At 66.8% G+C, this 26,588-nt stretch carries 21 protein-coding genes; 14 read left to right on the plus strand and 7 right to left on the minus strand.

Annotated elements, in window-relative coordinates; translation table 11 throughout:
- From CGX12_RS05490 to nirD, 5 genes are all read left to right on the plus strand, one after another.
- On the plus strand, positions 1-953 hold a 953-nt coding region (locus CGX12_RS05490; RefSeq protein WP_217898127.1), incomplete at its 5' end, for a molybdopterin dinucleotide binding domain-containing protein.
- A gap of 271 nt (positions 954-1,224) precedes the next feature.
- Entirely contained in the window at positions 1,225-2,034 is an 810-nt protein-coding gene (locus CGX12_RS05495; protein WP_142995577.1) for a hypothetical protein, read from the plus strand.
- 196 nt (positions 2,035-2,230) lie between these two features.
- Entirely contained in the window at positions 2,231-2,992 is a 762-nt protein-coding gene (cobA, locus tag CGX12_RS05500; RefSeq protein ID WP_094038889.1) for a uroporphyrinogen-III C-methyltransferase, read from the plus strand.
- Between the two features lie 533 nt (positions 2,993-3,525).
- Entirely contained in the window at positions 3,526-6,039 is a 2,514-nt protein-coding gene (nirB, locus tag CGX12_RS05505; protein WP_094038890.1) for a nitrite reductase large subunit NirB, read from the plus strand.
- Positions 6,036-6,356, plus strand: a complete 321-nt coding sequence (gene nirD, locus CGX12_RS05510; RefSeq protein WP_094038891.1) for a nitrite reductase small subunit NirD — start codon at positions 6,036-6,038, stop codon at positions 6,354-6,356. Before nirB ends, nirD begins: the two co-directional genes overlap by 4 nt.
- A 458-nt stretch (positions 6,357-6,814) precedes the next feature.
- Here the strand turns inward: nirD and hldE are convergent, their stop codons facing one another.
- Positions 6,815-8,239: a bifunctional D-glycero-beta-D-manno-heptose-7-phosphate kinase/D-glycero-beta-D-manno-heptose 1-phosphate adenylyltransferase HldE gene (gene hldE / locus CGX12_RS05515; protein WP_094038892.1), complete on the minus strand. Its 1,425-nt coding sequence runs from the start codon at positions 8,237-8,239 to the stop codon at positions 6,815-6,817.
- A 139-nt stretch (positions 8,240-8,378) separates the two neighbouring features.
- Here hldE and lpxL point away from each other — a divergent pair, with 139 nt between their 5' ends.
- Positions 8,379-9,302 carry an LpxL/LpxP family Kdo(2)-lipid IV(A) lauroyl/palmitoleoyl acyltransferase gene (lpxL, locus tag CGX12_RS05520; RefSeq protein ID WP_094038893.1) on the plus strand — a complete coding sequence of 308 codons (924 nt, stop codon included), beginning with the start codon at positions 8,379-8,381 and terminating at the stop codon, positions 9,300-9,302.
- A gap of 121 nt (positions 9,303-9,423) precedes the next feature.
- Here lpxL and glnE read toward each other — a convergent pair whose 3' ends face one another.
- A complete protein-coding gene (gene glnE / locus CGX12_RS05525; protein ID WP_094038894.1) occupies positions 9,424-12,288 on the minus strand; it encodes a bifunctional [glutamate--ammonia ligase]-adenylyl-L-tyrosine phosphorylase/[glutamate--ammonia-ligase] adenylyltransferase in 2,865 nt (954 codons plus the stop codon).
- A gap of 167 nt (positions 12,289-12,455) precedes the next feature.
- Here glnE and CGX12_RS05530 point away from each other — a divergent pair, with 167 nt between their 5' ends.
- The 3 genes from CGX12_RS05530 to CGX12_RS05540 are packed head-to-tail and all read left to right on the plus strand — an operon-like array spanning position 12,456 to position 13,835.
- Positions 12,456-12,869, plus strand: a complete 414-nt coding sequence (locus tag CGX12_RS05530; RefSeq protein WP_094038895.1) for a YjfI family protein — start codon at positions 12,456-12,458, stop codon at positions 12,867-12,869.
- 10 nt (positions 12,870-12,879) lie between these two features.
- Complete coding sequence (locus CGX12_RS05535) at positions 12,880-13,503, plus strand: hypothetical protein (protein ID WP_094038896.1); 624 nt, start codon at positions 12,880-12,882, stop codon at positions 13,501-13,503.
- On the plus strand, positions 13,500-13,835 hold the full coding sequence (locus CGX12_RS05540) for a hypothetical protein (RefSeq protein ID WP_094038897.1): 336 nt from the start codon (positions 13,500-13,502) through the stop codon (positions 13,833-13,835). Before CGX12_RS05535 ends, CGX12_RS05540 begins: the two co-directional genes overlap by 4 nt.
- A 3-nt stretch (positions 13,836-13,838) precedes the next feature.
- On the opposite strand, the gene CGX12_RS05545 is transcribed toward CGX12_RS05540, so the two are convergent.
- Positions 13,839-15,350: a CYTH and CHAD domain-containing protein gene (locus CGX12_RS05545; protein ID WP_094038898.1), complete on the minus strand. Its 1,512-nt coding sequence runs from the start codon at positions 15,348-15,350 to the stop codon at positions 13,839-13,841.
- A gap of 167 nt (positions 15,351-15,517) precedes the next feature.
- On the opposite strand from CGX12_RS05545, the gene CGX12_RS05550 reads away from it, so the two are divergent.
- From CGX12_RS05550 to putA, 4 genes are all read left to right on the plus strand, one after another.
- Complete coding sequence (locus CGX12_RS05550) at positions 15,518-16,198, plus strand: TIGR00153 family protein (RefSeq protein WP_094038899.1); 681 nt, start codon at positions 15,518-15,520, stop codon at positions 16,196-16,198.
- 21 nt (positions 16,199-16,219) lie between these two features.
- Positions 16,220-17,485 (plus strand): inorganic phosphate transporter, encoded by a 1,266-nt coding sequence (locus CGX12_RS05555; RefSeq protein WP_094038900.1) that lies wholly within the window; start codon positions 16,220-16,222, stop codon positions 17,483-17,485.
- A gap of 88 nt (positions 17,486-17,573) precedes the next feature.
- A complete protein-coding gene (locus CGX12_RS05560; protein ID WP_094038933.1) occupies positions 17,574-18,191 on the plus strand; it encodes a TIGR04211 family SH3 domain-containing protein in 618 nt (205 codons plus the stop codon).
- Positions 18,192-18,477: 286 nt separating this feature from the next.
- Positions 18,478-21,648: a bifunctional proline dehydrogenase/L-glutamate gamma-semialdehyde dehydrogenase PutA gene (gene putA, locus CGX12_RS05565; protein ID WP_094038901.1), complete on the plus strand. Its 3,171-nt coding sequence runs from the start codon at positions 18,478-18,480 to the stop codon at positions 21,646-21,648.
- 175 nt (positions 21,649-21,823) lie between these two features.
- On the opposite strand, the gene CGX12_RS05570 is transcribed toward putA, so the two are convergent.
- The 3 genes from CGX12_RS05570 to CGX12_RS05580 all read right to left on the minus strand — a co-directional run bounded on the left by CGX12_RS05570 (position 21,824) and on the right by CGX12_RS05580 (position 24,447).
- Complete coding sequence (locus CGX12_RS05570) at positions 21,824-23,398, minus strand: copper resistance CopC/CopD family protein (protein WP_176442007.1); 1,575 nt, start codon at positions 23,396-23,398, stop codon at positions 21,824-21,826.
- Between the two features lie 75 nt (positions 23,399-23,473).
- Positions 23,474-23,995 (minus strand): YcnI family copper-binding membrane protein, encoded by a 522-nt coding sequence (locus CGX12_RS05575; RefSeq protein ID WP_094038903.1) that lies wholly within the window; start codon positions 23,993-23,995, stop codon positions 23,474-23,476.
- A 59-nt stretch (positions 23,996-24,054) separates the two neighbouring features.
- Entirely contained in the window at positions 24,055-24,447 is a 393-nt protein-coding gene (locus tag CGX12_RS05580) for a hypothetical protein (protein WP_142995578.1), read from the minus strand.
- A 99-nt stretch (positions 24,448-24,546) separates the two neighbouring features.
- Between CGX12_RS05580 and CGX12_RS05585 the strand changes: the two genes are divergently transcribed.
- Entirely contained in the window at positions 24,547-25,779 is a 1,233-nt protein-coding gene (locus CGX12_RS05585; RefSeq protein WP_094038905.1) for a multifunctional CCA addition/repair protein, read from the plus strand.
- Here CGX12_RS05585 and CGX12_RS05590 read toward each other — a convergent pair.
- Complete coding sequence (locus CGX12_RS05590) at positions 25,770-26,573, minus strand: undecaprenyl-diphosphate phosphatase (protein ID WP_094038906.1); 804 nt, start codon at positions 26,571-26,573, stop codon at positions 25,770-25,772. The genes CGX12_RS05585 and CGX12_RS05590 overlap by 10 nt on opposite strands.
- Positions 26,574-26,588: the final 15 nt, after the last annotated feature.

A 26,588-nucleotide genomic window follows, 5' to 3' on the forward strand; every position in this document is an offset into this window, starting at 1 on the left:
AAACTGCCGGGAAAGGCAAAGGCGGCAAGGGCGGGGGGCCCTTGCCCCCCCAGCCGGCCGGGCTGCTGCTCAACACCGGCCGGCTGCGGGATCAATGGCACACCATGAGCCGCACCGGCCACGTGGCCCGGCTGATGGCCGCGGCCACCGAGCCCCAGGCCCAGCTCCACCCGGATACCCTGGCCGCGCTCGGCCTGGAGCGGGCCGAGCTCATCGCCCTGCACAACGAACACGGCCGCACCCTGGTCCGGCCGGTGGCCGACCCGGGCATGGCGCCCGGCCAGGTGTTCGTGCCCATGCACTGGAGCGAGGAATTCAGCGCCGGCGGCCGCATCAACGATCTGGTCGAGGCCCGGGGATGCGCCCTGTCCGGCCAGCCCGCCTTCAAGCAAAACCGGGTGCAGGCGACCCCCGTCGAACTCCAGTGGCAGGCCAGTTGGATAGCCACCGAGGCGCCGGCCCGGCTGCCGGCATGGTGGAGCCGCCGCCCCCTGGCCCAGGGCGAGTGCTGGAGCCTGGCCGACCTCGATACCTCCGCCGCCGAGGCCCGGGCCGCCCTGACCGCCGAAGGCAGCTGGCTGGACTGGCCCCTGCCCCAGGGCCGGCTGCTGGTCAACCTGGAGCAGGGCAAGATCGCCGGCCTGCTGCTGCTGGGACTGTCACCCTGGCATATCAACCCGGAGCCGCTGGCGACCCTGCTCGGCACCGCCCTGCAGCCCAGCCTGCTGCTCGGCCAGCTGAGCCAGGCCCTGGCCGGCAACAGCCGGCTGGTGTGCAGCTGCTGGAGCGTGAGCGAGGAGCAGATCCGCCGTGCCATAGCACAAAACGAGATCACCGAGCTGCCCCAGTTGCAGCAGTTGCTCAAGTGCGGCACCCGCTGCGGCTCCTGCGTGCCGGAGCTGAAACAGCTGATAGCGGTATGCCAGCCCCAACTGCAGGGAGAACACATCTGACCGGGCCGCGCCCGGCCTACCCCGATTTCCGTAATCTCGGGTCCGCCCCGAGCCGTTTCCTCCAGACTGTGCCATTTGGCTGGCTCCCCTGTTCGCAGGGGAGCTCTTTTTTTATCCTTGGCGCCCTGCCCCAAACTGGTGAAGGCCCGCCTCAAAAGGAATCAGCCTGCATCAAGCGGAAAAATAAAACCATTTATTATCAATAGATTAATATTTGGCGCGCTTTTTGAATCCCTGACAGCCTGGTTCGGCCTCTCAGGGAAAGACACGCATGAAGACAACGCCATCACCCCGGTTATCCGCCCGCTTGGGCCCCCGCTGGCGCCTGCCCGCTGTCCTGCTCGCCCTGGTGCTGTGGCAAGGGCTGGCCGGCCTGCCGCCCCATCCCCCCGGGCCCCTGCAACTGGGCGGTCAGCTGGTGCAACTGCTGCAGGAGCACAAGGCCGAGCAGGACAGGGAGCGCGCCTTCTACCAGGCCGAGCTCCGGCAACGGCTGGCGCAGGATGAAACTGCCGCTGCCCTGCCCCGGATCCCCGCCTTCGAACGCACGCCTACCTTCTTCGATCAACTCCTGCTCAGCCTGCAACGGGTGTTGGCCGGATTCGCCCTGACGGCCCTGCTGGCGGTGCCTGCCGGCCTGCTGCTGACGCGGGGCCGTCGCCGGATCGCAGCCGGGCCTGGAATGTCGATGGCCAGGCTGCTGCCGGCCCCCCTGGTACTGGCCGCCCTGCTGCTGAGCCCCCAGCCCGGCGGCACCAGCACGCTGCTGGGCTGCATGCTGCTGGGCTGCCTGGTTCCGGCCCTGCATGGCGTGGCCAGGGCCGGGCGGCAGGCCGACGCCGGCAACTTGGCCCAGGCCCTGCTCCAGGGTTTGCGCCTGCCCCTGGCCCTGGCCTGGCTGGTGCTGCTCCTGGCCGAAATGGCGCTCCAGCCCCAGGGGCTGGGCCATTTCATCCTGTCCGAGCTGGGTCAGGACGGCCAGAGTGCCCGGGCCCTGCTGGGCCTGGGCTGCGCCCTCCTGGCCGCGGTGCTGCTGGATCGCCTGCTGCTCGGCCTGGGGCAGCCGGCCCCCCGCCCTTAGTGCAGCAGTTGCACCAGCCTGAGGCCAACGCCTTGTCATGGTGCAAAACCGTCCCCCGGCCGGGCACAAGCCGCTGATTTATCAAACAATGAAAAATGGCACCGCTTTTGCTTAGTTCTGTACAGCACCGCCCCGTCGGGGCGGGAACAGGATCACAGCCCCGTGGCGCCGCCTCGCGGTATTAAGGAGAGAAGCGATGAGCCAAAGCATGAATGTCACCCTGGTCGGCGCCGGCCCCGGCGATCCCGAACTGCTCACCCTCAAGGCCCTGCGCGCCATCGAGCAGGCCGAAGTGGTGGTGTACGACAGCCTGGTCAGCCCCGACATACTGGCGCTGATCCCGGCCGGCGTGAAACGCATCGAAATGGGCAAGCGCTGCGGCAAGACCAGCGCCCGCCAGGAAGACATCTGTGCCGTGCTGGTGCGCCTGGCCAGGACCGGCAAGCGGGTGGTCAGGCTGAAAGGCGGCGACCCCTTTATCTTCGGCCGCGGCGGCGAAGAGGCGCTCTACCTCCGGCAGCACGGCATCCCCTTCGGCGTGGTGCCGGGCATCACCGCCGCCCTGGGCTGCGCCGCCTCCAGCCTGATCCCCCTCACCCACCGGGGCCTGTCCCGCGCCGTCACCCTGGTCACCGGCCACCTGCAGCAGGGCGGTGAATTCCGGGGCTGGTCCGCCCTGGCCCAGGCCGGCCAGACCCTGGTGTTCTACATGGGGCTGGAGCAGGCCGCCGTGATCCAGCCCCGGCTGCTGGCCGAAGGCTGTCCGGCGTCACTGCCGGTGGCGCTGATCGAATCCGGCACCACCGCCGCCCAGCAGATCACCACCACCGAACTGGGCCGGCTGACCGCCACCGCCGCCACCCTGAAGCCGAGCGGCCCGGTGCTGATGATCCTCGGCGAGGTGGTGGCACTGCGCGCCGAACTCACCGCCACCCTGGACTCCCTCGCCGTCGCCTGACCCATCCTGGCCGGGCCCCGCGCCCGGCCAGGCCCACTGACCAGGCTTCGGATCACTCTGCACTCACTCCCCATACGCCTTGCCGTACTCCGATCACTTTGCCGTGCTCCTGCCGCAGTTCCCGCAGGCAGGAATCCATCAGCCTTGGCACCAGGCTCAGTCCCGTTCTCGTTGCCCCAGGCAGGCTGCACCGCCCCCTCAATGGCACCACCCGGCCGGCTATCCGTCTCTTGTTCACCCCGCTTATCGGCGAAGAAAAAACGCTTGCACTCTGTTTTACATAACCCTAAAGTGATACCTCTAGCGAGTTATTCCCTGTTTTATCTGCATCATCATGGTGAAAGCACTGCTCCCTAAACGGGCAGGGCTTTTTCGTGCCTCGTATAAAAAACCTTACTTATCAAACAAATAAAATTTGGCACGCATCTTGATATCCCCTGTTTAAGCGCAAGTCGCACAACTAAACGGGGCCGCACCAAGGCCACCAAAAACCATCAACCCGCAAGCAAGTCCTGGGTGGCTTAAGGATAGCAATGATGAAACAGAAACTGATTGTCATCGGCAACGGCATGGTCGGACACCACCTGCTGCAACAGCTGGTGGACCAGAACGGCGTGGAGCAGTACGACATCACGGTGTTCGGCGCCGAGAAGCATGCCGCCTACGACCGGGTGCACCTCTCCGAAGTGTTCGACGGCAAGGAGCCGGAAGCCCTGCTGATGGCCAGCCCCGACTGGTACGGCGAAAGCGGCCTCGAGCTGCGCCTTAACGAGGCGGTAACCGCCATCGACCGGGACGCCAAGACCCTGACCACCGCCGCCGGCGCCGTGCTCTCCTACGACCGCCTGGTGCTGGCCACCGGCTCCACCCCCTTCGTGCCGCCCATCCCCGGCCGGGAGCGGGACAAGTGTTTTGTCTACCGTACCCTGGAAGATCTGGCCGACATCAAGGCCGCCTGCCGCAATGCCAAGACCGGCGTGGTGATCGGCGGCGGCCTGCTCGGCCTGGAAGCCGCCAACGCCCTGCGCCTGCTCGGCCTGGAAACCCATGTGGTGGAATTCGCCCCCCGGCTGATGCCGGTACAGCTGGATGCCCAGGGCGGCACCCTGCTGAAGGACAAGATAGAGCGCCTGGGGCTGAAAGTGCACACCGAGAAGGCCACCCAGCACATCATCGACGGCGAAAGCGCCACCCACCGCCTCGAATTCACCGATGGCGGCATGCTCGAAGCCGACGTGCTGGTGTTCAGCGCCGGTATCCGTCCCCAGGACGCCCTGGGCCGCGAAGCCGGCCTCACCCTGGGCGAGCGCGGCGGCATCTGCATCAACGATCTGTGCCAGACCTCGGACCCGGACATCTACGCCATCGGCGAATGCGCCCTGTGGGAAGGCAAGCTGTTCGGCCTGGTGGCCCCCGGCTACCAGATGGCCCGCACCGTGGCCGCCCAACTGCTGGGCAAGGACGGCGCCTTCAAGGGCGCCGACATGAGCACCAAGCTCAAGCTGCTGGGCGTGGACGTGGGCGCCATCGGCGACGCCCACGGCCAGACCCCGGGCAGCCAGGAAGTGCTGCTGCTGGATCGCAGCAAGGATCTGTACAAGAAGCTGGTGCTGAACGAAGCCGGCGATCGCCTGCTGGGCGCCGTGCTGGTGGGCGACACCGGCGACTACGACACCCTGCTGCAGACCTACCTCAACGACATGCCGCTGCCGGATCACCCCCTGGCCCTGCTGGTGCCGGAAGATGCCGCCGGCGGCGCGCCCAAGGCGGCCCTGCCGGCCACCGCCACCGTCTGCTCCTGCCACAACGTGAGCAAGGGCGCCATCATCGAGGCGGTGCAGGGCGGCGCCTGCGATGTATCGGCGGTCAAGGCCTGCACCAAGGCCGGTACCGGCTGCGGCGGCTGCGCCGGCCTGCTCACCCAGGTGGTCAACCAGGCGCTGGAAGATCAGGGTATCACCGCCGACAAGAGCCTGTGCGAGCACTTTGCCTACAGCCGCCAGGAGCTGTTCCACCTGGTCAAGGTGGGCCAGATCAAGAGCTTCGACGAACTGCTGGCCAAGCACGGCACCGGCCTGGGCTGCGACAGCTGCAAGCCGGCGGCGGCCTCCATCTTCGCCTCCCTGTGGAACGAGCACGTACTGGCGCCCAAGCACCAGCCGCTGCAGGACACCAACGACACCTTTCTCGCCAACATGCAGAAGAACGGCACCTACTCGGTGGTGCCCCGGGTACCGGGCGGCGAGATCACTCCGGAGCAGCTGATCGTGCTGGGCCAGGTGGCCAAGCGCTACGATCTCTACACCAAGGTCACCGGCGGCCAGCGCATCGACCTGTTCGGCGCCCGCCTCGAGCAGCTGCCGCAGATCTGGAAGGAACTGATCGACGCCGGCTTCGAGACCGGCCACGCCTACGGCAAGTCGCTGCGCACCGTCAAGTCCTGTGTCGGCTCCACCTGGTGCCGCTACGGGGTGCAGGACTCCCTGGATCTGGCGGTGGCCCTGGAGCACCGCTACAAGGGTCTGCGCTCGCCCCACAAACTGAAGTTCGCGGTGTCCGGCTGCACCCGTGAGTGCGCCGAGGCCCAGGGCAAGGACGTGGGCGTGATCGCCACCGAAAAGGGCTGGAACCTGTACTTCGCCGGCAACGGCGGCATGCGCCCGCGCCACGCCGACCTGTTCGCCACCGATCTGGATACCGACACCCTGATCCGCTACATCGACCGCTTGCTGATGTTCTACGTGGCCACCGCCGACAAGCTGCAGCGCACCTCGGTGTGGATGGAAAACCTGGAAGGCGGCCTGGACTACCTGCGCGAAGTCATCATCGACGACTCCTTAGGCTTGGCCGAGGAGCTGGAAGGGCGCATGGCCCACGTGATCGCCACCTACGAGTGCGAGTGGAAAGCCACCCTGCAGGATCCGGAAAAACTCAAGCGCTTCAAGAGCTTCGTCAACACCGACGAGGCCGATGACAGCATCGTCTTCGAGCGCAAGCGCGGCCAGATCCGCCCGGTAGAACTGATTGAAATCAAGGAGGTATCATGAGTCTTGTTCGCCTTTGCCACGTCAACGACATCCCCGAGCACAGCGGCATGGCCGCATTGGTGGAGGGCCGGCAACTGGCCCTGTTCAACCTGCCCGGGCTCGGCTTCTTCGCCCTCGACAACTGGGATCCCATGGGCCGCGCCCAGGTGCTGGCCCGGGGCATCGTCGGCGATATCAAGGGCGAGCCCTGCGTGGCCTCGCCCCTGTACAAGCACCATTATTCACTGAAAGACGGCCGCTGCCTGGAGCAGGAGGACGTCAAGGTCAAGGTCTGGCCCCTGGTCGCCAAGGACGATCAGCTGTGGCTTGAGCAGTAATCCCTGACGGGATAAGGACGCGGGGTTGGGCCACCGGGAATTAGGGGAGCCGCAACCCGCCCCGCTTCCACCTTTATAATCAAACGGGGCCGAATGGCCCCGTTTTTACTGGCAGCTGTTTACGATCCTTACGAAACTCGTCGGTGACGACTCAAACACAGAGTCAACAGGGATTGCCTCTTCCAGGCTTCGCCGTTGTCGTCGCGCCAACAGGCGACAGTGAGCTTGGGAGAGGGCAAAGGGTGCTGCTCCGCCGACCCTCCGCGCCAGGGAAGGCGCGGCGGAGTCCCCAGGGGGCGAGCTTGCTCACCGTGACGAACCATTTCGGCCTGACCGAACATCCAGTGAATGTTCGCAGCAGGCCGAAATGGTGAGTATCTGGCCCCACGGCGAGTCGGTGGAGTAGTGCGCTTTGGCCAAGTACAAAAAATGTCAAACCGGCTCTTATGCGCAACCACTCAGCGGGTGCGGATGGCCTGGATGATGGCGGTGGTGGAGCAGCCGTCCTCGAAGTTGAGCACCTTCACCTCGCCGCCGTTGGCGGTCACTTCCTCGAAGCCGGCGATGTCCTCGGGTTTATAGTCGCCGCCCTTGACCAGCACGTCGGGCAGCACCTCGGCGATCAGCCGGCGCGGGGTGTCCTCACTGAAGGGCACCACCCAGTCCACCGCGCCCAGGCCGGCCAGCACCGCCATGCGCCTGTCCACCGAGTTCACCGGCCGGCCCTCGCCCTTGAGGGTGCGCACCGAGGCATCGGTGTTCACCGCCACGATCAGCCGATCGCCCAGCTTGCGGGCGTTGTTGAGGTAGGACACATGGCCGGCGTGGAGGATGTCGAAGCAGCCGTTGGTCATCACCACTTTTTCGCCCCGGCGGCGGGCGGCGTCCACCACGTACTTGAGCTGCTGCTCGGTCACCACCCCCATGCCCGATTCGGGCCCGCCGTAGAGCACGTTGGCCAGCTCGATGGCGGAAACGGTGGAGGTCCCCAGCTTGCCGACCACTATGCCGGCGGCCACGTTGGCCAGGGCGCAGGCTTCGTCCAGCGGCAGGCCGGCGGCCAGGGCCGAGGCCAGGGTGGCGATGACGGTGTCGCCGGCACCGGTCACGTCGTACACCTCGTGGGCCTGGGCCGGCAGGTGCAGTTCGTCCTCGCCCGGGCGGATCAGGGTCATGCCGTGCTCGGAGCGGGTCACCAGCAGGGCCTTGAACTCGAACCGTGCCACCAGCTCCAGGCCGCGGGCCACCAGCTCCTGCTCGTCCTTCACCTTGCCCACCACCGCCTCGAACTCGCTCATGTTGGGGGTGAGCAGGGTAGCGCCCCGGTACTTCTCGAAATCCGAGCCCTTGGGATCCACCAGCACCGGCACCCCGGCCTGGTTGGCGGCGTGGATAAGCTGCTGCACCTGGGCCAGGGCACCCTTGGCGTAGTCGGACAGCACCAGCACCCCGGCCTCGGCCAGGGCGGCCCGGGTCTTGTCGGTGAGGGGAGCGGCGTCCCCGGCCGCGAAGCCTTCCTCGAAGTCCAGCCGCAGCAGTTGCTGGTTGCGGCTCATCACCCTGAGTTTGGTGATGGTGGGGTGGCTATCGAGACGAACGAAGTCGCACTCCACCCCCACCCCCTTCATCTTGTCCTGCAGGGAGCTGGCCGCCTCGTCGTCGCCGGTCAGGCCCAGCAGCCGGGCGCCGGCGCCCAGGGCGGCGGCGTTCAGGGCCACGTTGGCGGCGCCGCCGGGGCGTTCTTCAATGTGCTCGACCTTGACCACAGGCACCGGAGCCTCGGGGGAGATGCGCCCGGTGGGGCCGGACCAATAGCGGTCCAGCATCACATCCCCGACCACCAGCACCCTGGCGTTATCGAATTCCGGCAACTTGATCTTCATAGGTTCCGACCCCTGTCGATATGGAAAGGCGAAATCTTATCACAGCCACGGCCGATCGCACCCGTCGGCCGGCCTTGGGTGGCCATTACCGCCATTGTTATTTAGAATTCGGCCATTCGACGACGATGGCGACTCCCTGATGCAAGACTCCCGGCTTCCTCCCTTTCACGCGGCGCTGCTGCACCCGCGCTATGCCCTGAACTGGCTCGGCCTTTGCCTGCTGTGGCTGCTGGTCACCCTGCTGCCCTGGCGCGCCCAGATGGCCCTGGGCCGCGGGCTGGGCCGGCTGTCGATGAAAGTATTGAAGTCCCGGGTCAAGGTGGCCCGGCGCAACCTGGAGCTGGCCCTGCCGGAGCTGACCCTGGCCGAGCGCGAGCACCTGCTCAGGGGCAACTTCGAGAGCGTGGGCTGCGCCCTGTTCGAAACCGGCATGGCCTGGTTCTGGCCGGACTGGCGCATGCGGGCCCTCACCCGCATGGAGGGCACCGAGCAGGTGGATGCCGCCGCGGCCAAAAGCCAGGGCATGCTGCTGCTGTCGGCCCACTTCCTTACGCTCGAGCTCAACGCCCGCCAGTTCGGCCTGTACCGGCCGGGCGTGGGCGTCTACCGGCCCAACACCAACCCGGTGCTGGAATATGCCCAGGTGCACGGCCGCTGCCGCTCCAACAAGTACCTGGTGGATCGGCTCGACATCAAGGGCATGCTCAAGGCGCTGCGGGCCGGCGATGCGCTCTGGTATGCGCCGGACCACGACTACGGCAGCCACGCCAGCGTGTTCGTGCCCTTTTTCGCGGTGGACAAGGCCGCCACCATCACCGGCACCGCCACCCTGGCGCGGGTGAAGAATACCGTCACCCTGCCCTGCTTCACCCTGCGCGAGAGAGACGGCTACCGGCTGGTCGTCCAGCCGCCCCTGGCCGGCTTCCCCACCGGCGACGACGAAGCGGACGCCATCACCGGCAACCGGGTGCTCGAGGCCGCCATCCGCCAAGCGCCGGAGCAGTACATGTGGCTGCACCGGCGCTTCAAGACCACCCCGGAAGGGGTGCCTTACCGGTACTGAAGCGGGAAGCGATAGGCCGGAAGCTGGAAGCAGCCCGAGTGGTTTACGCTTCCGACTTCCAGCTTCCAGCTTCCAGCTTCCAGCTTCTAGCTTCTAGCTTCTAGCTTCTAGCTTCTAGCTTCTAGCTATCTTTAAGCCATTTGTTCCAGCTTGCCACCACCCAGTCCCGCTCCCGGACGAGTTCGCTGTCCGGCACCCGGCCGGGCTGGTCGGACAGGCTCAGCCGGTGGCCCCGGTCGCGGATGGCGCAGTAGGCGGTTTTCAGCCGGCCGGCCTCCTCCTCTTCCAGCAGCCCCACTTCCACCGCCGCCTCCAGGATGCGGATATTGTCGGACCAGCGGGTCAGGGCAGGATGCTCATGGGCATGGGCCAGCACCAGGTACTGGGTGAGGAACTCGATATCGGCCAGACCACCCACCGACTGCTTGAGGTGGAACTCGCCGGGCCCGGCCTTGATCAGATGAGCACGCATCTTCTCGCGCATCTGCACCACCTCCAGCGCCAGCTCGCCACGCTCCCGCTCCTTGCCCAGCACCTCCCGGCGGATGTCGTTGAAGGCCTCGAACAGCGGCGGATCGCCCACTATCATGCGGCTGCGCACCAGGGCCTGGTGTTCCCAGGTCCAGGCCTCGTTGTGCAGGTAGGCCTGGTAGGCGTCGAGCGGGCTCACCATCAGGCCGGAGGCGCCGCTCGGGCGCAGCCGCATGTCCACCTCGTAGAGCACGCCGCTGGGGGTGCGGGTGCTGAACAGGTGGATGATGCGCTGGGCCAGGCGCAGGTAGAACTGGCGGCAGTCCAGGGGCTTGTCGCCGTTGGTCTGGCCCTTGAGCCCGGCCTCCTGTACAAACACCAGGTCCAGATCCGAGCTGTAGGCCAGCTCGATGCCGCCCAGCTTGCCGTAGGCCACCACCCCGAAGCCCTTGCGGCCGCTGTCCGCCAGCTGTTCGGGCACGCCGTGGCGGGCGCTCATCTGGGCCCAGGCCTGGTTGACCACCTCTTCCACCATGGCCTCCGCCAACCAGGTGAGGTGATCGCTCACTTTCATCAGCGGCAGGGCGCCGGCGATGTCGGCGGCGGCGATGCGCAGCAGATGGATCTGCTTGAACTGGCGCAGGGCCTCCATCTGCTGCTCCACGTCCTCCTCCGGCACCCGCAGCAGGAACTGGCGCAGCTCGCCCCGGTAGGCATCGAGGGGGATGGGGTTGTACAGCAGCTGGGGCACCAGCAGCTCGTCCAGCAGAATGGGATAGCGCGCCAGCTGCTCGGCCACCAGGGAGCTGGCCTCGCACAGGCGGATCAGCTGGGTCAGGGCGCCGGCGTTTTCCACCAGCAACTGCAGGTAGGCGGTGCGGGTGGCGATCTGCAGCAGCAATTTTTGCAGCCGGGCAAACAGGATGCCGGGGGTGTCGGACTGGCTGACCTTGTCGAGCAGCACCGGCATCAGCTTCTCCAGCGCCTGGCGTCCCTGGGGGCCCATGGCCCGGCGCGGACACTCTTCCTTGAAGGTATTGAGCGCCCGGGCCAGGCGCCCGGCCTTGTCCTCGGCCATGCCCTGTTCCTGCAGCAGCCGGACCAGTTCTTCCTCTTCCCAGTCGGTCTGCCAGATGTCGAACCAGATCTGGGCCGCGCCCTCCTCTTCCGCCTCGGTGCTGTCGCCGATCAATTGCTCGAACTGGCGGTGCACCAGGGCCATGGCATCGTGCAGCGCCCGGTAGAAGGCATCCCAGTCCGGGTAGCCCGTCAGCCAGGCCAGGCGGGTGCAGTTGAGTTCGTCCTGGGGCAGGGTCTGGGTCTGCTGATCGGCAAAGGCCTGCAGGAAGTTTTCGACCTTGCGCAAAAAGCGGTAGCTCTGGTGCAGCTCTTCGGCCACCTCGGGACTGAGCGCTCCCGCCTCTCGCGCCGCCGCCAGGGCCTGGGGCAGATGGCGCACCTGCAGCGCCGGCTCCCGGCCGCCGCGGATCAGCTGGAACACCTGGGCGATGAACTCCACCTCGCGGATGCCGCCGGCGCCCAGCTTGATGTTGTCCTTGAGTCCCTTGCGCCGCACCTCGGCGGCGATCATCGCCTTCATCTGGCGCAGGGAATCGATCACCCCGAAGTCGATGTAGCGGCGGAACACGAAGGGCTTGAGCATGGCCTTGAGCTCGGCGCTGTATTCGCCCTCGTCATTGAGGATGCGCGCCTTGACCATGGCGTAGCGCTCCCAGGTGCGGCCGTGGTGCTGGTAGTAGTCTTCCATGGCGGCAAAGCTCACCGCCAGGGGGCCGGACTCGCCGAAGGGCCGCAGCCGCATGTCCACCCGGTAGACCTGGCCGTCCACCGTGGTCTGGTGCAGGGCGTTGACCAGCTTTTGCCCCAGGCGGATAAAGAACTGCTGGTTGGCCAGCTCCCGCCGCCCGCCCTGGGTCACCCCGTTGTGGGGAAAGGTGAAGATAAGGTCGATGTCGGAGGAGAAGTTGAGCTCCCGCCCGCCCAGCTTGCCCATGCCCAGGATCAGCATGGGCACCGGCTTGCCCTCGGCGTCGGAGGGGGTGCCCAGCTCGGCGCACTGGCGCCGGTAGAGCCAGCGATAGGCTTCCACGATCAGCGCATCGGCCAGGGCCGAGATATGCTCGAAGCTTTCCTCCACCTCGGCCCCCAGCAGCATCTCCCGCCAGGCGATCAGCAGCAGCTCGCGCCGGCGAAAGCGGCGCAGGGCGCGCAGCAGGCCGGCCTCGTCGTGCACGGCCGCCAGTTGGGCGGCCAGCGCCGGCCGGTAGCCGCCGGCCCGGTCGCCGTTGTGCAAGTCCTTTTCGTCGTCCAGTTCCAGGGCCAGCTCAGGCTGCTGGCACAGGCTGTCGGCGGCGAAATCGCTGCAGGCGAACAGCGCCCTGAGCTGTTCGCAGCGCGGTTCGCTCAGGCCGGCACGGATGTCGCCGGCGCGTTCTTCGAAGCGGGCCCAGTGTCTGTCGGCCTGGGCCCCGAGCAGGGCGGGCATCTCTCCCATCTAGGTTTCCTTGTTGGCGGATTCTGGCACCAGACTACCATTGTTGCCGGCCTTGAACAGAGAGCCGGCGCAGATTGTCGCGCCGGCCGGCGACGACGGAGCGCGGGCTTGCACTGAAGGCGGCGGCTGATTAGTCTGTAGCGGACTTATTATGTCAGGACCTGTTGATGGAACTCTCAGTTATCGGCCGGCATCTCGAAGGGCTCGGCGACCAGTCGAGCACCGGCTTCGGTTTTCAGTGCTTCCCCATCCCCGGCGAGGTGGAGGTGCTCAAGGTGACGGTGGAAGGGCGCGAAGAGCTGCCCCTGTTCATCTCCGTTTCCGACGATCAGATTTTGTGCATCAGCTACCTGTGGGACGAAAGCCAGGTCGATCCGGCCCGGCGCCAGGCCATGCTGGAAGCCATGCTCGACATGAACATTCCCATGCCGCTGTCGGCCTTTGCCCGGCTCGACGACTGGTACGTGGTGTTCGGCGCCCTGTCGCTCAACGCCGATCTGGCCGACATCGAGCACGAGCTGGCGGTGCTGAGCGACAACTGCCTCGAGGTGATCGAGGACATGGCGGAGTTTCTGTTATGAGGACGGGGCTATGAGCGTATTGGGTCAGGTCCTGCGCAGCCTGCAGGATCCGCAAGACGGCAGCCTGGATCCGGACAGGGTCTGCGTTCAGCTGGTGCGCGCCTGCCGCCACGCCGAACAGCACATGCAGGGGCTGGCGCGCCAGTGCCGGCAACTGAAGGCCGAGCGGCAGCTGGCCGACCGCCGCGAGCGGGCGTTGCGGCACGAACTGCACCGGCAGGAACAAGGCGTGCTGGCGACCCTGGCCGCCGGCCACGATGCTCACGCCCAGGCCACCGAGGTGGCCCGGCTGGAAGACCGCCAGGACGAGCTGGCCGCCGACCTCGCCCGGCTGGAAAAACGGCTGGGCTATTACCAGCGCCGCTGGCTGGAGGCCGAGCGCCACTACCATGATCTGTGCCGCCAGCTGGCCATGGCCAAAACCACCGCCTGCGTGCGCAAGACCATGGCCGCCATCCGCCGCCATCCGGCGGTGACCCTGGTCAACGCCAAGCAAGCCCTGGCCGATATCCGCGCCCGGGAGCAACGCCAGCATCAGGACACGGAGCCCGACGAGGCGCCAAGGGCCCTTTGCCCCCACAGCGCCGAGCAGGTATTGGCCCGGCTGCAACAGCAACTGGGAGGCCGCCCTTGAGCCAGCGCAAGATACCGGAAAAATGGCAGAGTTCGGTGCGCGCCGCCAAGGCGGTGCAGGTAGCCTTCGACATGGACGAGAAGCTGCAATACCAGATCCGGCGCGAGGCGCTGGACAACGGCCTGAGCCCCTCGGATCAGATCCGCCACATCCTGACCCTGCCCACCGCCGCCAAGCCCAAACGCCCCCGGCTGACGGTGTCGCTCAGCCCCGAGGATTACGCCTACCTGGCCGAGCGCTACGGCCTGCGTCCCGAGCAGCAGCTGGAAATCAAGCACAGGGTGATGGACGAGCTGCTGGCCTACAGCCGCCAGCAGCTCGATGAAGGCTAGGCCTCAGCGCCAGTAGGGCTCCAGTTGCAGGGCCTGGGCCCGGGACTGCTCCAGGGCTTCCAGCAGGAAGCGCCGCTTGCGCGCCAGCCAGTCGTCCAGCTCCTCGCGATCTTCCGCCGCCAGCCGTTCGCGCACGTCCTCCAGGGGCGAAAGCATGTCCAGATCCTCGATACCGCGCAGTATGTCGAGCCAGGGCATGCGAAAGGCCAGCCGTTCCTCCTCCGGGTAGAGACCGCTGAAGCAGAGCCCCACCATCAGGGTGCGCCTGAGCTTGCCCTTCTGCTGGATATACTGCTCGCCGTCGAGTACCGGCCCGCCCAGGGCGCTCTGGCGCAGGGTCTGCCAGCTGTCTTCCAGCAGTTCCCGGGCCAGGCCGTTGATGGGCGCGGCCAGTTGCGCGCTCTGCTGCGGCGCCAGCCCGGCCCGCCAGTCCTGGCGATAGAGCCAGTGGGTAAGCCGGAGCAGCAGCCGGCCATAACGGGGCCCGTAAAACAGCTCGCGCAGCTGCTGCTCGTCGGGCAGTTGCGCCTGTTGTTCCGCCAGCTCCGCCAGCAATGCCTTCTGGCAGTCCAGCCGGCGCAGATAATGGCCCCTGTCGGCGGTGAGGTGGGCCAGCATCTGGGCCCGGTCCAGCCAGGACAGCTGCTGCTGCAACCACAGCAGATCGTCGATCCAGCCGCTGTTGATGCGGTGCGATACCAGCTCGCCGAACATCAGCAGGATCTGGTGCACCAGGGCGGCCCCCTCGCGCAGCTGTACCAGCCAGTCGGTGCCGGGCGCTGCCATCCAGCCATCCTCATGATACTGCCAGTGGCGCAGCCCCTGATGGAGCAGGGTCACCATGGCCTGCTCGCAGCCGTCTTCCGCCCTCAAGTCGGCCGGCGCCAGGGCCCGCAGCCGGGGCATGGGGCTGAGGCCCGCCAGGCGGTAGCCGCGCTGGGCCTTGGATACCGCCCCCAGGCGCAGGCCGCCCTGCCGAACCAGGGTGTCGGCCAGCTCGAACAGGCGGGAAGCATCCCCCCGCACCAGTTCCAGCTCCAGCTCGCGGATGGGCTCGCGCCGCTCGCCCGCCTGCACCTCGCCCTCGTCCAGGGCCAGTTCGATCTCGGTGCCGTCATCGGCCAGCAACCAGCGCCGGCGCACGAAGTCGGTGCAGAACAGGGGCTGCAGCGCCTGTTGCAGGGCGGCGGCGTCGACCCCGGCGGGCCAGATATGGGCGGGGAACAAGGCCAGGTCGGGATCGGGCGCCGCCAGCGCCACATTGTATTCCGGCCGCTGATGCAGGCCGCCGACCTGGCTGCCCGCCAGCTTGACGGTCTGCTCCAGGGCGCCGTCCTGGCTGCGGATGCGCAGGCCGGCGTCCATCCGGCGCAGCGCCAGGTCGGGGGTGTCGTAGTAGGTATTGGCCAGATGCCGCCGGTCGTGCTTGAGGATTTGGTAAGATTGCAACAGCTCGGGCAGGGCGTCGGTGACATCGCGCGAGACCAGGAACTTGATCTCTATTTCTGTATCCATAAGGGTGTCCGGAAAACCAACCTTCTGATTTAAAAGTAAAAGCAGAAACCGCTAGCAGAGAGACATGACGGTTTTATGAAAAATGCTGTTTTCTTGCCTTTGTAGTTAAGTTACCATGCGCGCCACATTGATGTATCGAGTGTTTTTTCACCGACACAGGATTGGCTATGCCAGTAAATACTATTTTGGGACTCTTTGCCAAGTCCCCGATCAAGCCCCTGCAGAAGCATGTGATGAAAGTCCATGAGGCTGCACAGCAATTGGTTCCCTTCTTCGACGCCATGTGGGAGCAGGACTGGGAAAAGGCCGAACAGATCCAGGGCCGCATCTCCCAGTTGGAACGGGAGGCCGACGCCCTCAAGCGGGAAATCCGCCTCAAACTCCCCCGCGGTCTCTTTATGCCGGTCGCCCGCACCGACATGCTGGAGCTGCTCACCCAGCAGGACAAGATCGCCAACAAGGCGAAGGACATCTCCGGCCGCATCGTGGGCCGCCAGATGGAAATCCCGCTGCAGCTCAAATCCTCTTTCATGGATTACCTCAACCGCTGCATCGACGCCACCGCCCAGGCCGCCAAGGCCATCGACGAGCTCGACGAACTGCTGGAAACCGGCTTCAAGGGCCGGGAGATGGATCTGGTCACCGACATGATCCACCAGCTGGACTTGATCGAGGACGATACCGACGTCATGCAGGCCAGATTGCGCAAGCAGTTGCAGGCCATCGAGGACGGCTACAACCCCATCGACATCATCTTCCTGTACAAGATCCTTGAATGGGTCGGAGATCTGGCGGATCAGGCCGAACGGGTAGGTGCCCGTCTGGAGCTGATGCTGTCCCGTTCCTGAGCGAATCAACAAGGTATATAAATGGATATCATCGCTAACTACGGCACCACGCTGATCCTGGTGGCGGCCGTCTTCGGCTTCTTTATGGCCTGGGGCATCGGCGCCAACGACGTGGCCAACGCCATGGGCACCTCGGTGGGAACCCGCTCGCTGACCATCAAGCAGGCGATCATCATCGCCATGATCTTCGAATTCGCCGGCGCCTACCTGGCGGGCGGGGAGGTCACCTCCACCATCCGCAGCGGCATCATCGACTCAGACGCCTTCGTCGACACCCCCGACCAGCTGGTGTTCGGCATGATAGCCTCGCTGCTGGCCGCCGGTACCTGGCTGCTGCTGGCCTCCTACTTCGGCTGGCCGGTGTCCACCACCCACTCCATCATCGGCGCCATCATCGGCTTCGCCCTGGTGTCCCTGGGGGCCGAGGCGGTGCACTGGAACAAGGTGATGGGGGTATTCGGCTCCTGGATCGTCACCCCGGCCCTGTCCGGCCTGCTCGCCTATTTCACCTTTATCAGCGTGCAGCGCCTGATCTTCAACGCCGACAGCCCGCTGGCGGCGGCCAAGAAGTACGTGCCCGTCTATATCTTCTTCACCGTCATGGTGATCTGCCTGGTGACCCTGAAGAAGGGCCTGAGCCACGTGGGCCTGGACATGACCAACCTGCAGAGCTGGGGCCTGTCGGTGGTGGTGTCCCTGATCAGCGCCGTCATCTGTGCCTTCTATATCAAGCGCCAGCGCTACAACCCCCAGGATGACAAGGACATGCACTTCTCCAACGTGGAGAAGGTATTCGGCATCCTGATGGTGGTCACCGCCTGCGCCATGGCCTTCGCCCACGGCTCCAACGACGTGGCCAACGCCATAGGTCCGCTGTCGGCGGTGGTGAGCGTGGTGGAAAGCGCCGGCCAGATCGCCGCCAAGTCGACCATCGCCTGGTGGATACTGCCGCTCGGCGGCATCGGCATCGTTATCGGCCTGGCGTCGCTGGGCCACAAGGTGATGGCCACCGTGGGTACCGGCATCACTCACCTGACGCCGAGCCGCGGCTTCGCCGCCCAGCTCGCCACCGCTGCGACAGTGGTGATCGCATCCGGTACCGGCCTGCCCATCTCCACCACCCAGACCCTGGTGGGCGCGGTGATGGGGGTCGGCCTGGCCCGGGGTATCGCCGCCCTCAACCTTAACGTATTGCGCAACATAGTGGTGTCCTGGATAGTGACCCTGCCCGCGGGGGCCATACTGGCCATCGTGTTCTTCTACGTCATCCAGTGGATGTTCGTCTGATCGAGGGGGCCGGCAGGCCCCCTTGTTCTTGTCCTTCCCTCCGCCCCCCATTACCATGATTTCATCGACGACAGTGAAGGACACCCTGGTGAAATCAAAAGTACTACTGGCGCTGCTGTGCAGCCTGCCCTGGCTCGGCCATGCCGAGGCCGCCACCCGTTATATCTCCGACAACGTCTACGCCTTTCTGCATGCCGGCCCCGGCAACCAGTATCGCATCCTCGGCTCCATCAACGCCGGCGAGCCGGTGGAATACCTGAGCCGCAACGCCGACAGCAAATACGTGCAGATCCGCGACAAGGACGGCCGCACCGGCTGGGTGGACGGCCAGTTCGTGCAGACCGAGGAGAGCTTCCGCTCCCGGCTGCCGGCCCTGGAGCAGCAACTGGCGGATGCCAGGCAGCAACTGGCCAGCGCCGACGAGCGCCACCGCCAGGATGTGCAGGACAAGACCGAGCGGCTGCAGCGGCAGGAGCAGGAACTGGACGAACTGCATGAGCAGTTGGCCGAACTGCGCCAGACCAGCGACCGGCTGGCGGCGGACAATCGCCGCCTGAGCAGCCTGATGGACGACAGGGAACACCAGATGCGGCTGGACTGGCTGCTGCGCGGCGGCCTGGTGGCCGGCGTCGGCGCCCTGGTCGGTTTTCTGCTGCCGCTGATCCCCCTGCGCCGCAAGCGCCGGCAGGATCGCTGGATGAACTGACCCCGCCCCCTGTTTTGAAATGGCGAAGCAACGGCTTCGCCATTTTTTGTATCTATGCCCTCTCTCACGACGCCTTGCCCGCCAGGCGGACTATCCTTGAACAAACAGCCGGAAAGGTAGCATCGGATACCCTCGCCACCCCCCGATTGAACGGCTTGTTGCCGGCCATGCCGGTGCAGCGCGGACGATCCGGCACCGCCCTGGCAATCGGGTTTCCATGCTTCCACGGCCAGCCAGGCGGCGTCCGAACTGCCGCCTTCCTCAAGCAACGTCAGGAAATGCCGCCATGTTCAATGCCGCCACCGTCTTCGCTTCCGGTTACGCCCCCCGTGATTTGCCGGCCCTGCGCCAGGACATTACCCGAAACTACGTGGTCGATGAAAACAGCTACCTGGCCAGCCTGCTGGAGCAGGTGCCGGACGACGCCCAGACCCTGGCCCGCATCACCGACCAGGCCCGCCGCCTGGTGACCCGGGTGCGGGCGGAAAGCGATGGCGGCGACGGCATCGACGCCTTCCTGCAGCAGTACAGCCTGGACACCCAGGAGGGCATTATCCTGATGTGCCTGGCCGAGGCGCTGCTGCGCATCCCCGACAGCCATACCGCCGACGAACTGATCAAGGACAAGCTGTCCGGCGCCGACTGGGCCAGACACTTCCGCCAGAGCGATTCCACCCTGGTCAACGCCTCCACCTGGGGCCTGATGCTGACCGGCAAGATAGTACGCATGGACAAAAAGCTCGACGGCAACCCGGCCAATGTGCTCAACCGCATGATCAACCGCCTGGGCGAGCCGGTGGTACGCTCCGCCATGTACGCGGCCATGAAGATCATGGGCAAGCAGTTCGTGCTGGGGCGGGACATCAAGGAGGCGCTCAAGGCCAGCCGCAAGTCCCGCGAACTCGGCTACACCCATTCCTACGACATGCTGGGCGAGGCGGCCATGACCGCCGCCGACGCCGAGAAATACCGTGCCGACTACGCCAAGGCCATCGCCACCGTGGGCGCCGAGCAGCTCAACAACCCGGCGGTGCCGCGCCCCTCCGTCTCCATCAAGCTGTCCGCCCTGCACCCCCGCTACGAGGAAGCCAGCCGGGCGCGGGTGCTGAGCGAGCTGCATGCCACCGTGCTGGGGTTGCTGGCAGAGGCGCGCAAACTGGACGTCTTTATCACCATCGACGCGGAGGAGATGGGCCGGCTGGAGCTGTCCCTCGATCTGTTCGAGGCCCTGTACCGTGCCGAGGTCAACCGGGGCTGGGGCGGGCTCGGCCTGGTGGTGCAGGCCTATTCCAAGCGCGCCCTGCCGGTACTGTGCTGGCTGACCGCCCTGGCCCGGGAGCAGGGCGACGAGATCCCGGTGCGGCTGGTGAAGGGCGCCTACTGGGACAGCGAAATCAAGCACTGCCAGCAGGCCGGCATCGACGGCTACCCGGTCTATACCCGCAAGGCCGGCACCGATGTGTCTTACCTCGCCTGTGCCCGCTACCTGCTGAGCGAGGCGACCCGGGGCGCCATCTATCCCCAGTTCGCCACCCACAACGCCCACACCGTGGTGTCGGTAATGGCCATGGCGGGGGAACGCCGCTTCGAGTTCCAGCGCCTGCACGGCATGGGCGAGGAGCTGTACAACACCGTGCTGAAGGAAAACCCCGGCCTGGTATGCCGCATCTACGCCCCGGTGGGGGCCCACAAGGATCTGCTGCCCTACCTGGTGCGCCGGCTGCTGGAAAACGGCGCCAACACCTCCTTCGTGCACAAGCTGGTGGATCCCAACACCCCCATCGACAGCCTGATCACCCATCCGCAGTCCTGCCTGCGGGATGGCCCCAGCCTGGCCAACGACAAAATCCCGCTGCCGCTGGCCATCTTCCCGGACAGGGTCAACTCCCGGGGCCTGAACCTGAATATCGAAGGCATCCGCACCCCCTTCTTCAATGAACTGGCCAGGCTGGCCGACAAGCAGTGGCAGGCTGGCCCGGTGATCGGCGGCAAGACCCTGACCAGCGGCACCGCCAGCGCCGTGCTGAGCCCCCAGGATCAGGGCCGGCAGGTAGGCCAGGTGTGGTTTGCCGACCAGGCGACGGTAGCGCAGGCGGTGGGCCGGGCCCAGGCCGCCTTCAAGGGCTGGCGCGACACCCCGGTGGAGCAACGCGCCCGGGCCCTGGAAAAGCTGGCCGAACTGCTGGAGGCACACAGCGCCGAGTTCGTCTCGCTCTGTACCCGGGAGGCGGGCAAGCTGTTGCAGGACGGCATCGACGAGGTGCGCGAGGCGGTGGACTTCTGCCGCTACTACGCCGTTGAAGCCCGCCGCCTGATGGCCGAGCCCACCCGCCTGCCCGGCTACACCGGCGAGCTGAACCTGCTCCATGCCCAGGGCCGGGGACCCTTCGTGTGCATCAGCCCCTGGAACTTCCCACTGGCCATCTTCCTCGGCCAGGTGGCCGCCGCCCTGGTCACCGGCAATACGGTGCTGGCCAAGCCGGCGGAGCAGACCTCGCTGGTGGCCCACCTGGCGGTGAAGCTGGCGCACCAGGCCGGCATTCCCGCCGAGGTACTGCAGTTGCTGCCCGGCGACGGCGCCACCGTGGGCGCGGCCCTCACCCAGGATCCGCGCATCGCCGGGGTCTGCTTCACCGGCTCCACCGACACCGCCCAGTTGATCAACCTGACCCTGGCCAAACGCCAGGGCGCCATAGTGCCGCTCATCGCCGAAACCGGCGGCCAGAACGCCATGATAGTGGACTCCACCGCCCTGCCCGAGCAGGTGGTGCGCGACGTGCTGCGCGCCGCCTTCCAAAGCGCCGGCCAGCGCTGCTCCGCCCTGCGGGTGCTCTACCTGCAGGAAGACATCGCCGAGCGGGTGCTGGAGATCCTCAAGGGCGCCATGAAGGAGCTGAGCGTGGACGATCCCGCGCTCTGGTCCACCGACGTGGGCCCGGTGATCGACCAGGGCGCCAGGGCCGGGCTGGAGGCGCACCTGGCGCGGATGAAGGCCGAAGGCAAGCGGATCATCGCCGAGGCCCCCATGGCCAAGGGCTGCGACAAGGGCTTCTATGTGCGGCCCACAGCGTTGGAAATCGGCAGCATCAAGGAGCTGGAAAAGGAGCAGTTTGGCCCCATACTGCATGTGGTGCGATTCAAGGCGAAGGACATCGGCCAGGTGGTCGATGACATCAACGGCACCGGCTACGGCCTGACCCTGGGCATCCACAGCCGCAACGAGTCCTTTGCCGACCAGGTGGCCAGATCCGTGGATGCGGGCAACGTCTATATCAACCGGGATCAGATCGGCGCCATGGTGGGCGTGCAGCCCTTCGGCGGCCAGGGCCTGTCCGGCACCGGCCCCAAGGCCGGCGGCCCCCACTACCTGAGCCGCTTTATCACCGAGAAGACCGTTACCAACAACACCACCGCCATCGGCGGCAACGCCACCCTGCTGTCCCTGGGGGAAGGCTGAGGCCAGGCCGGAAGCCGGAGATAATAACAAAAGCAGACTGCTGGCAAACCTTCGGATTTACCTATACGGGCAGCACCCATGCCAAAACCGGCGGGCAAAGGGAACGACTTATATGGTCATGACAACGGCGTTGACTCCAGGCCGAAAGGCGCCTCGGCGCCTTTGGTTTAGGGTATCAGGGCGCCAGCCGCAGGGTGCCGGTCAGTCGAATTCGGTCGAAGTCGCCGACCAGCACCTCCACCGTCACCGACCAGTCGCCGGGCACCGGCAACGGCAGTTCCTCCAACAACCAGTGCCCCGGAGCCTGTGGCAGCGCCCGACGGCGGAACGGCGCTATGCCCGCCTGGTCATGGGACAACAGCAGGCCGAGCTCCCGGGCCTCCGCCATCCGCCCCTGGTCATCCCGCAGCTGGATGTCGGCCCGCACCGGGCCGGCCCTGCCCGGGGACAGGGTCAGCACCGCCCGCAGCCCGGCGTCGGCCACGACCACCTGCACCTGCCCCGTCGGCAACAGCGCCCTGGGCGGCGGGGTAAAACGCCAGGCCGCCACCAGCCCCAGCACCACCACCAGCAGCACCAGTTCAAGCCGGATCAGCCGTCGCAGGGCCAGCCGAGCGGCAGCCTCTCCCCGCTGCACCCGGGCGGTCAGGCGCCAGCGGTTCCAGGCGGCCAGCACCAGCACCAGGGCCACCAGCGCCAGCTTCAGCAGCAGGATGCGGCTGTAGCCGGGCCAGGCCAGGGCGCGCCAGTGTCCCAGCTGTATCACCACCAGGACACCGCCGGACAACACCAACGCCGCCAGCATCCCGGGAGCCCAGCGGGAGAACAGTCCCAACACCCGCCGGGCGTCCGCGCCCGGCCTGGCCAGGGCCACCAAAAGCGGCGGCAGGGCGCCCAGCCACAGCATCGCCATCAGCACATGCAGCCCCAGCGCCGGGCGGCTCAGCCAGCGGGGCTCGGCCGAGGCGGCATGGCCGCTGACCGTAAACGCCAGCCCGAACAGGAGCACGACCGTGGCCGACAGCAGCCAGGCAATGGCTGTTGAATGACGCCGCAGCCACAGGGTGCCGCCGGCACCGGCCAGGGCCGGCAGGGCCAGTCCGACGCTGTGACCATAGCTGGTGGCCATGGCGGCCTGCCAGCCGGGCGAGGCCAGCAGGCCGCTCAGGGGCAGGCCCAGGGCATCCACCCCCTGCAGGCCGAGCGACAGCAGCAAGGCCCCCGCGCCCAGCCAGAGCGCGGCAACGACCGGGCGCGATGGCCCGGTGCCGAGCCAGAGGCAGGCGCAGGCACCACCGACACCCAGCATCATCCCCAGATAGACCGCCACCCGGGCGCTCCAGATGGCGAGATAATGGCTACCATCCGTCGTCGGCATCACCGCCGCTTCGGTTTGCACACCGACGGCAAACGCCAGCGCCCCCGCTATGGGATGGCCGTCGGCGGACACCACCCGCCAACTGAGCAGCCAGTTGCCCGGGGCCAGGGTGGCCGGCAACGCGACCCGCAGTTGCTGCGCAGGCGCCACGCCCTCCAGTTGCTGCGGCTCGCCATCCGGCCCGATCAGCGTCAGCACCAGGGGGCTGACCCTTTCACTAAAGTGCAGTGCCAGCCAGGCTGGCGATTCGCCAACTACACTGCCCTCCGCCGGTATGCCGTGCAACAGCACGGCGTGGGCACGGGCGCCACCGCAGCCCAGCAGGAGCAGCAGCCCCAGCCAGGGCAGCAGGGCGCGCGATTTCATCAACATGAGCATCTCCGCCAGCGGATAACAGCGGGGGCGGCCACGCCGCCCCCGGGAGTTCAGGCCAGGAGCCCGCTCCGGTTAATGATGGTGGCCCGCTTTCAGGGTCAGGCCGGGCGCCGGCTCGTCGCTCTCCTCGCCGCCCGAGGTATCGATCCAGCGGGCCACCCCGTTGGCGCATTCCTGCACCGTGGGGAAATAGAAGCGGCTGTCGGCCGGCAGGCTGTCGGCGAAGCGCCCGCGGAACACGAACTCGTCGTAGAAGTCATCGGGCAGCTTGCCACCGGACCAGATGATTTCATTCACCCCCCGGGTCACGGCCGTGCCGTGATTGTCATAGGCCCGGGCATAGTCACCTGTGAGGGTTTCCAGCATCCAGCCCGCCTTGGGCATGGGCTTGACGTCGTAAAACCCCTCCGGGATCCTGACCCTCAGGGTATGGGTGGCTTCCCCCTCGCAACCGTGGGGTATCCGCAGCACCGCCTTGTAGCTGGCTCCCGGCTGGGCCGTCGGCTGCTCCAGGGTCACATGGGCTGACGCGGCCGGCAGCCACAGGCAGGACAGGGCCGCCGCCAGGGCGGTGTTTCTGGTGATAATGGTCATGCGCTTTCCTCGATATCAATATGAATGGTAGACAGGCACGCGCGGTGAGCGCGCTCACATCAGACGGAGGCGAGGAAGGCGGGAGGGGCGCGGGCAGCGAGACCGGGCCAGCGCGGCGGCGCCCGGGCAGGAGGAGTGTAGCCGCCGGGCAGCCCGCCAAAGAAGGCCTGCCTGGCGGGCAAGAGCAGGCCAGGTTCGGGATCGCCCGCATCGAGGATCTGGGTCCAGCAGGGGCACTGATCGCAGTGCTCCGCCATGGGGTGCGGTGGGTCTTCGTCCGTGGCCGGCTCGCCCTGCCACTCGGCCAGGGACACCCACTTCAGGGTGCCGCCGCTGCAGATGGGCACCCGGTCGTCGGCGCCCGCCCCGCGCCAGGCGGTGCCGCCGAAGGCCGGCAGCAAGGCGCCTGCCAGCAGGCTCAGCAGCAACAGCGGCAAGATAGGAAGTGACATCCTTTTCAGCACTGGGGACAATAGCCTCGAATATCCTGGAAAAGTTCTTTTGAATCCCTTTGGGGACGGGCTGACTCATATTAAGGCGAGGGGGGAAAAGTGCAAACATATCTGGTGGGGGGCGCGGTCAGGGACGCCTTGCTGGGCCTGGAGGTCGGCGAGCGGGACTATATGGTGGTGGGGGCCACCCCGGAGCAGTTGCTCGCGCTCGGCTATACCCAGGTAGGCAAGGACTTTCCGGTGTTCCTCCACCCCGACACCAGGGAGGAATATGCCCTGGCCCGCACCGAGCGCAAATCCGGCCGTGGCTACACCGGCTTTATCTGTGACTTCGGCCCCGAGGTGACCCTGGAGGAGGATCTGCGCCGCCGGGATCTGACCATCAACGCCATCGCCCAGGACCAGGAGGGCCGCCTGCATGACCCCTACGGCGGTCGGGCGGATCTCGACAACCGGGTGCTGCGCCATGTATCCGACGCTTTCGCCGAAGACCCGCTGCGGGTGCTGCGGGTGGCCCGCTTCGCCGCCCGCTTCCACCACCTGGGCTTTGCCCTGGCCGACGAGACGCTGGCCCTGATGCGGCGGATGGCCGCCGGCGGCGAGCTCAAGGCCCTGACCCCGGAACGGGTCTGGAAGGAAACGGAGAAGGCCCTGGCCACCGTCAATCCCCAGGTCTATTTCACGGTGCTGCGCCAGGCCGGCGCCCTGGCCGTGCTCTTCCCCGAACTGGACGCCCTATTCGGGATACCGGGCCCGGAGCAATGGCATCCGGAGATCGATACCGGCGTGCACACCCTGATGGTGCTCAAACGGGCGGCGGAGCTGGGCGGCGACCTGCCCTGCCGCTTCGCCGCCCTCTGCCACGACTTCGGCAAGGCGCTGACGCCCCAGGAGAAATGGCCCAGCCACCACCATCATGGTGAGCTGGGTGTGGCGCCGATAGAAGCCCTGTGCGCCCGCTTCAGGGTGCCGACCGAGCACCGGGAGCTGGCCATACTGATGAGCCGCTGGCACATCCTGTTCCATCGGCTGGCGGAGCCGTCCCCGGAGCAGGCCGGGCGTATCCTCGAGCTGTACCAGCATACCGACGCCTGGCGCAAGCCGGAGCGTTTCGCCCAGCTACTGATCTGCGCCCAGGCGGATCTGCAGGGCCGCGAGGGGTTCGAGCACCGGCCCTACCCCCAGCGGGAACGGCTGTGGCAATGGCTGGATGAGCTCCGGCAGATCACCGCCGGGCCCTTCGTCGCCCAGGGGTTGAAGGGGCCGGCCATCGGCGAGGCCATCGCCGCCGCCCGCCGACAAAAGCTGGAAGCCCTGCTGGCTCAGGCCTGAGCCGTCATCAGCCACAGCAGCACGGCGCCCAGCCCCAGCCGGTAGAGCACGAAGGGCAGCACGCCGATGCGGTTGAGCAGGGTCAGAAACAGGTGGATGCAGGCCAGGGCGCTGGCGAAGGACACCAGCACGCCCACGCCCACCGCCGGCCAGGACATCACCGCCTGGCTGCCGATCAGATCGGTGGCCTGGTGGCTGCCGGCCAGGAAGATGATGGGGATGGACATCAGGAAGGAAAAGCGGGCCGCCGCCTCCCGGGTGAGGCCCAGCATCAGGCCGGCGGTGAGGGTGATGCCGCTGCGGGAGGTCCCCGGGATCAACGCCAGGGCCTGGGCACAGCCCAGCCAGAGGGCACCGCGCCAGCCCGCCTGGTATTCGGTTTTCTGCAGCCGGGCCATGCGATCGGCCCACCACAGCAGCAGCCCGAAGACGATGGTGGCCACCGCTATCACCCAGCCGGAGCGCAGGTGATCCCCGATCCAGTCGCCGAACAGCAGGCCCACCACGCAGGCGGGGACGGTGGCCAGTATGATGCCCCAGGCCAGGCACGACTCGGCGCTGTGGCCGCCGCCACGGAGGGAGTGCCACCAGGCCGCGGCCATGGTGCCGACCTCGCGCCGGAAATACCAGAGCACCGCCAGCAGGCTGCCCAGGTGCACGGCCACGTCGAAGGCCATGCCCTGATCCCGCCAGCCCAGCAGCACGGACGGCAGGATCAGATGGGCGGAGCTGGAAATGGGAAGAAACTCGGTGAACCCCTGGATCAGGGCGAGCAGTACGGCCTGCACTTCCATGATGCACTTCCTGTT

It is taken from the genome of Zobellella denitrificans, assembly GCF_002237365.1.
In the GTDB taxonomy this organism is placed as follows: Bacteria; Pseudomonadota; Gammaproteobacteria; order Enterobacterales; family Aeromonadaceae; genus Oceanimonas; species Oceanimonas denitrificans.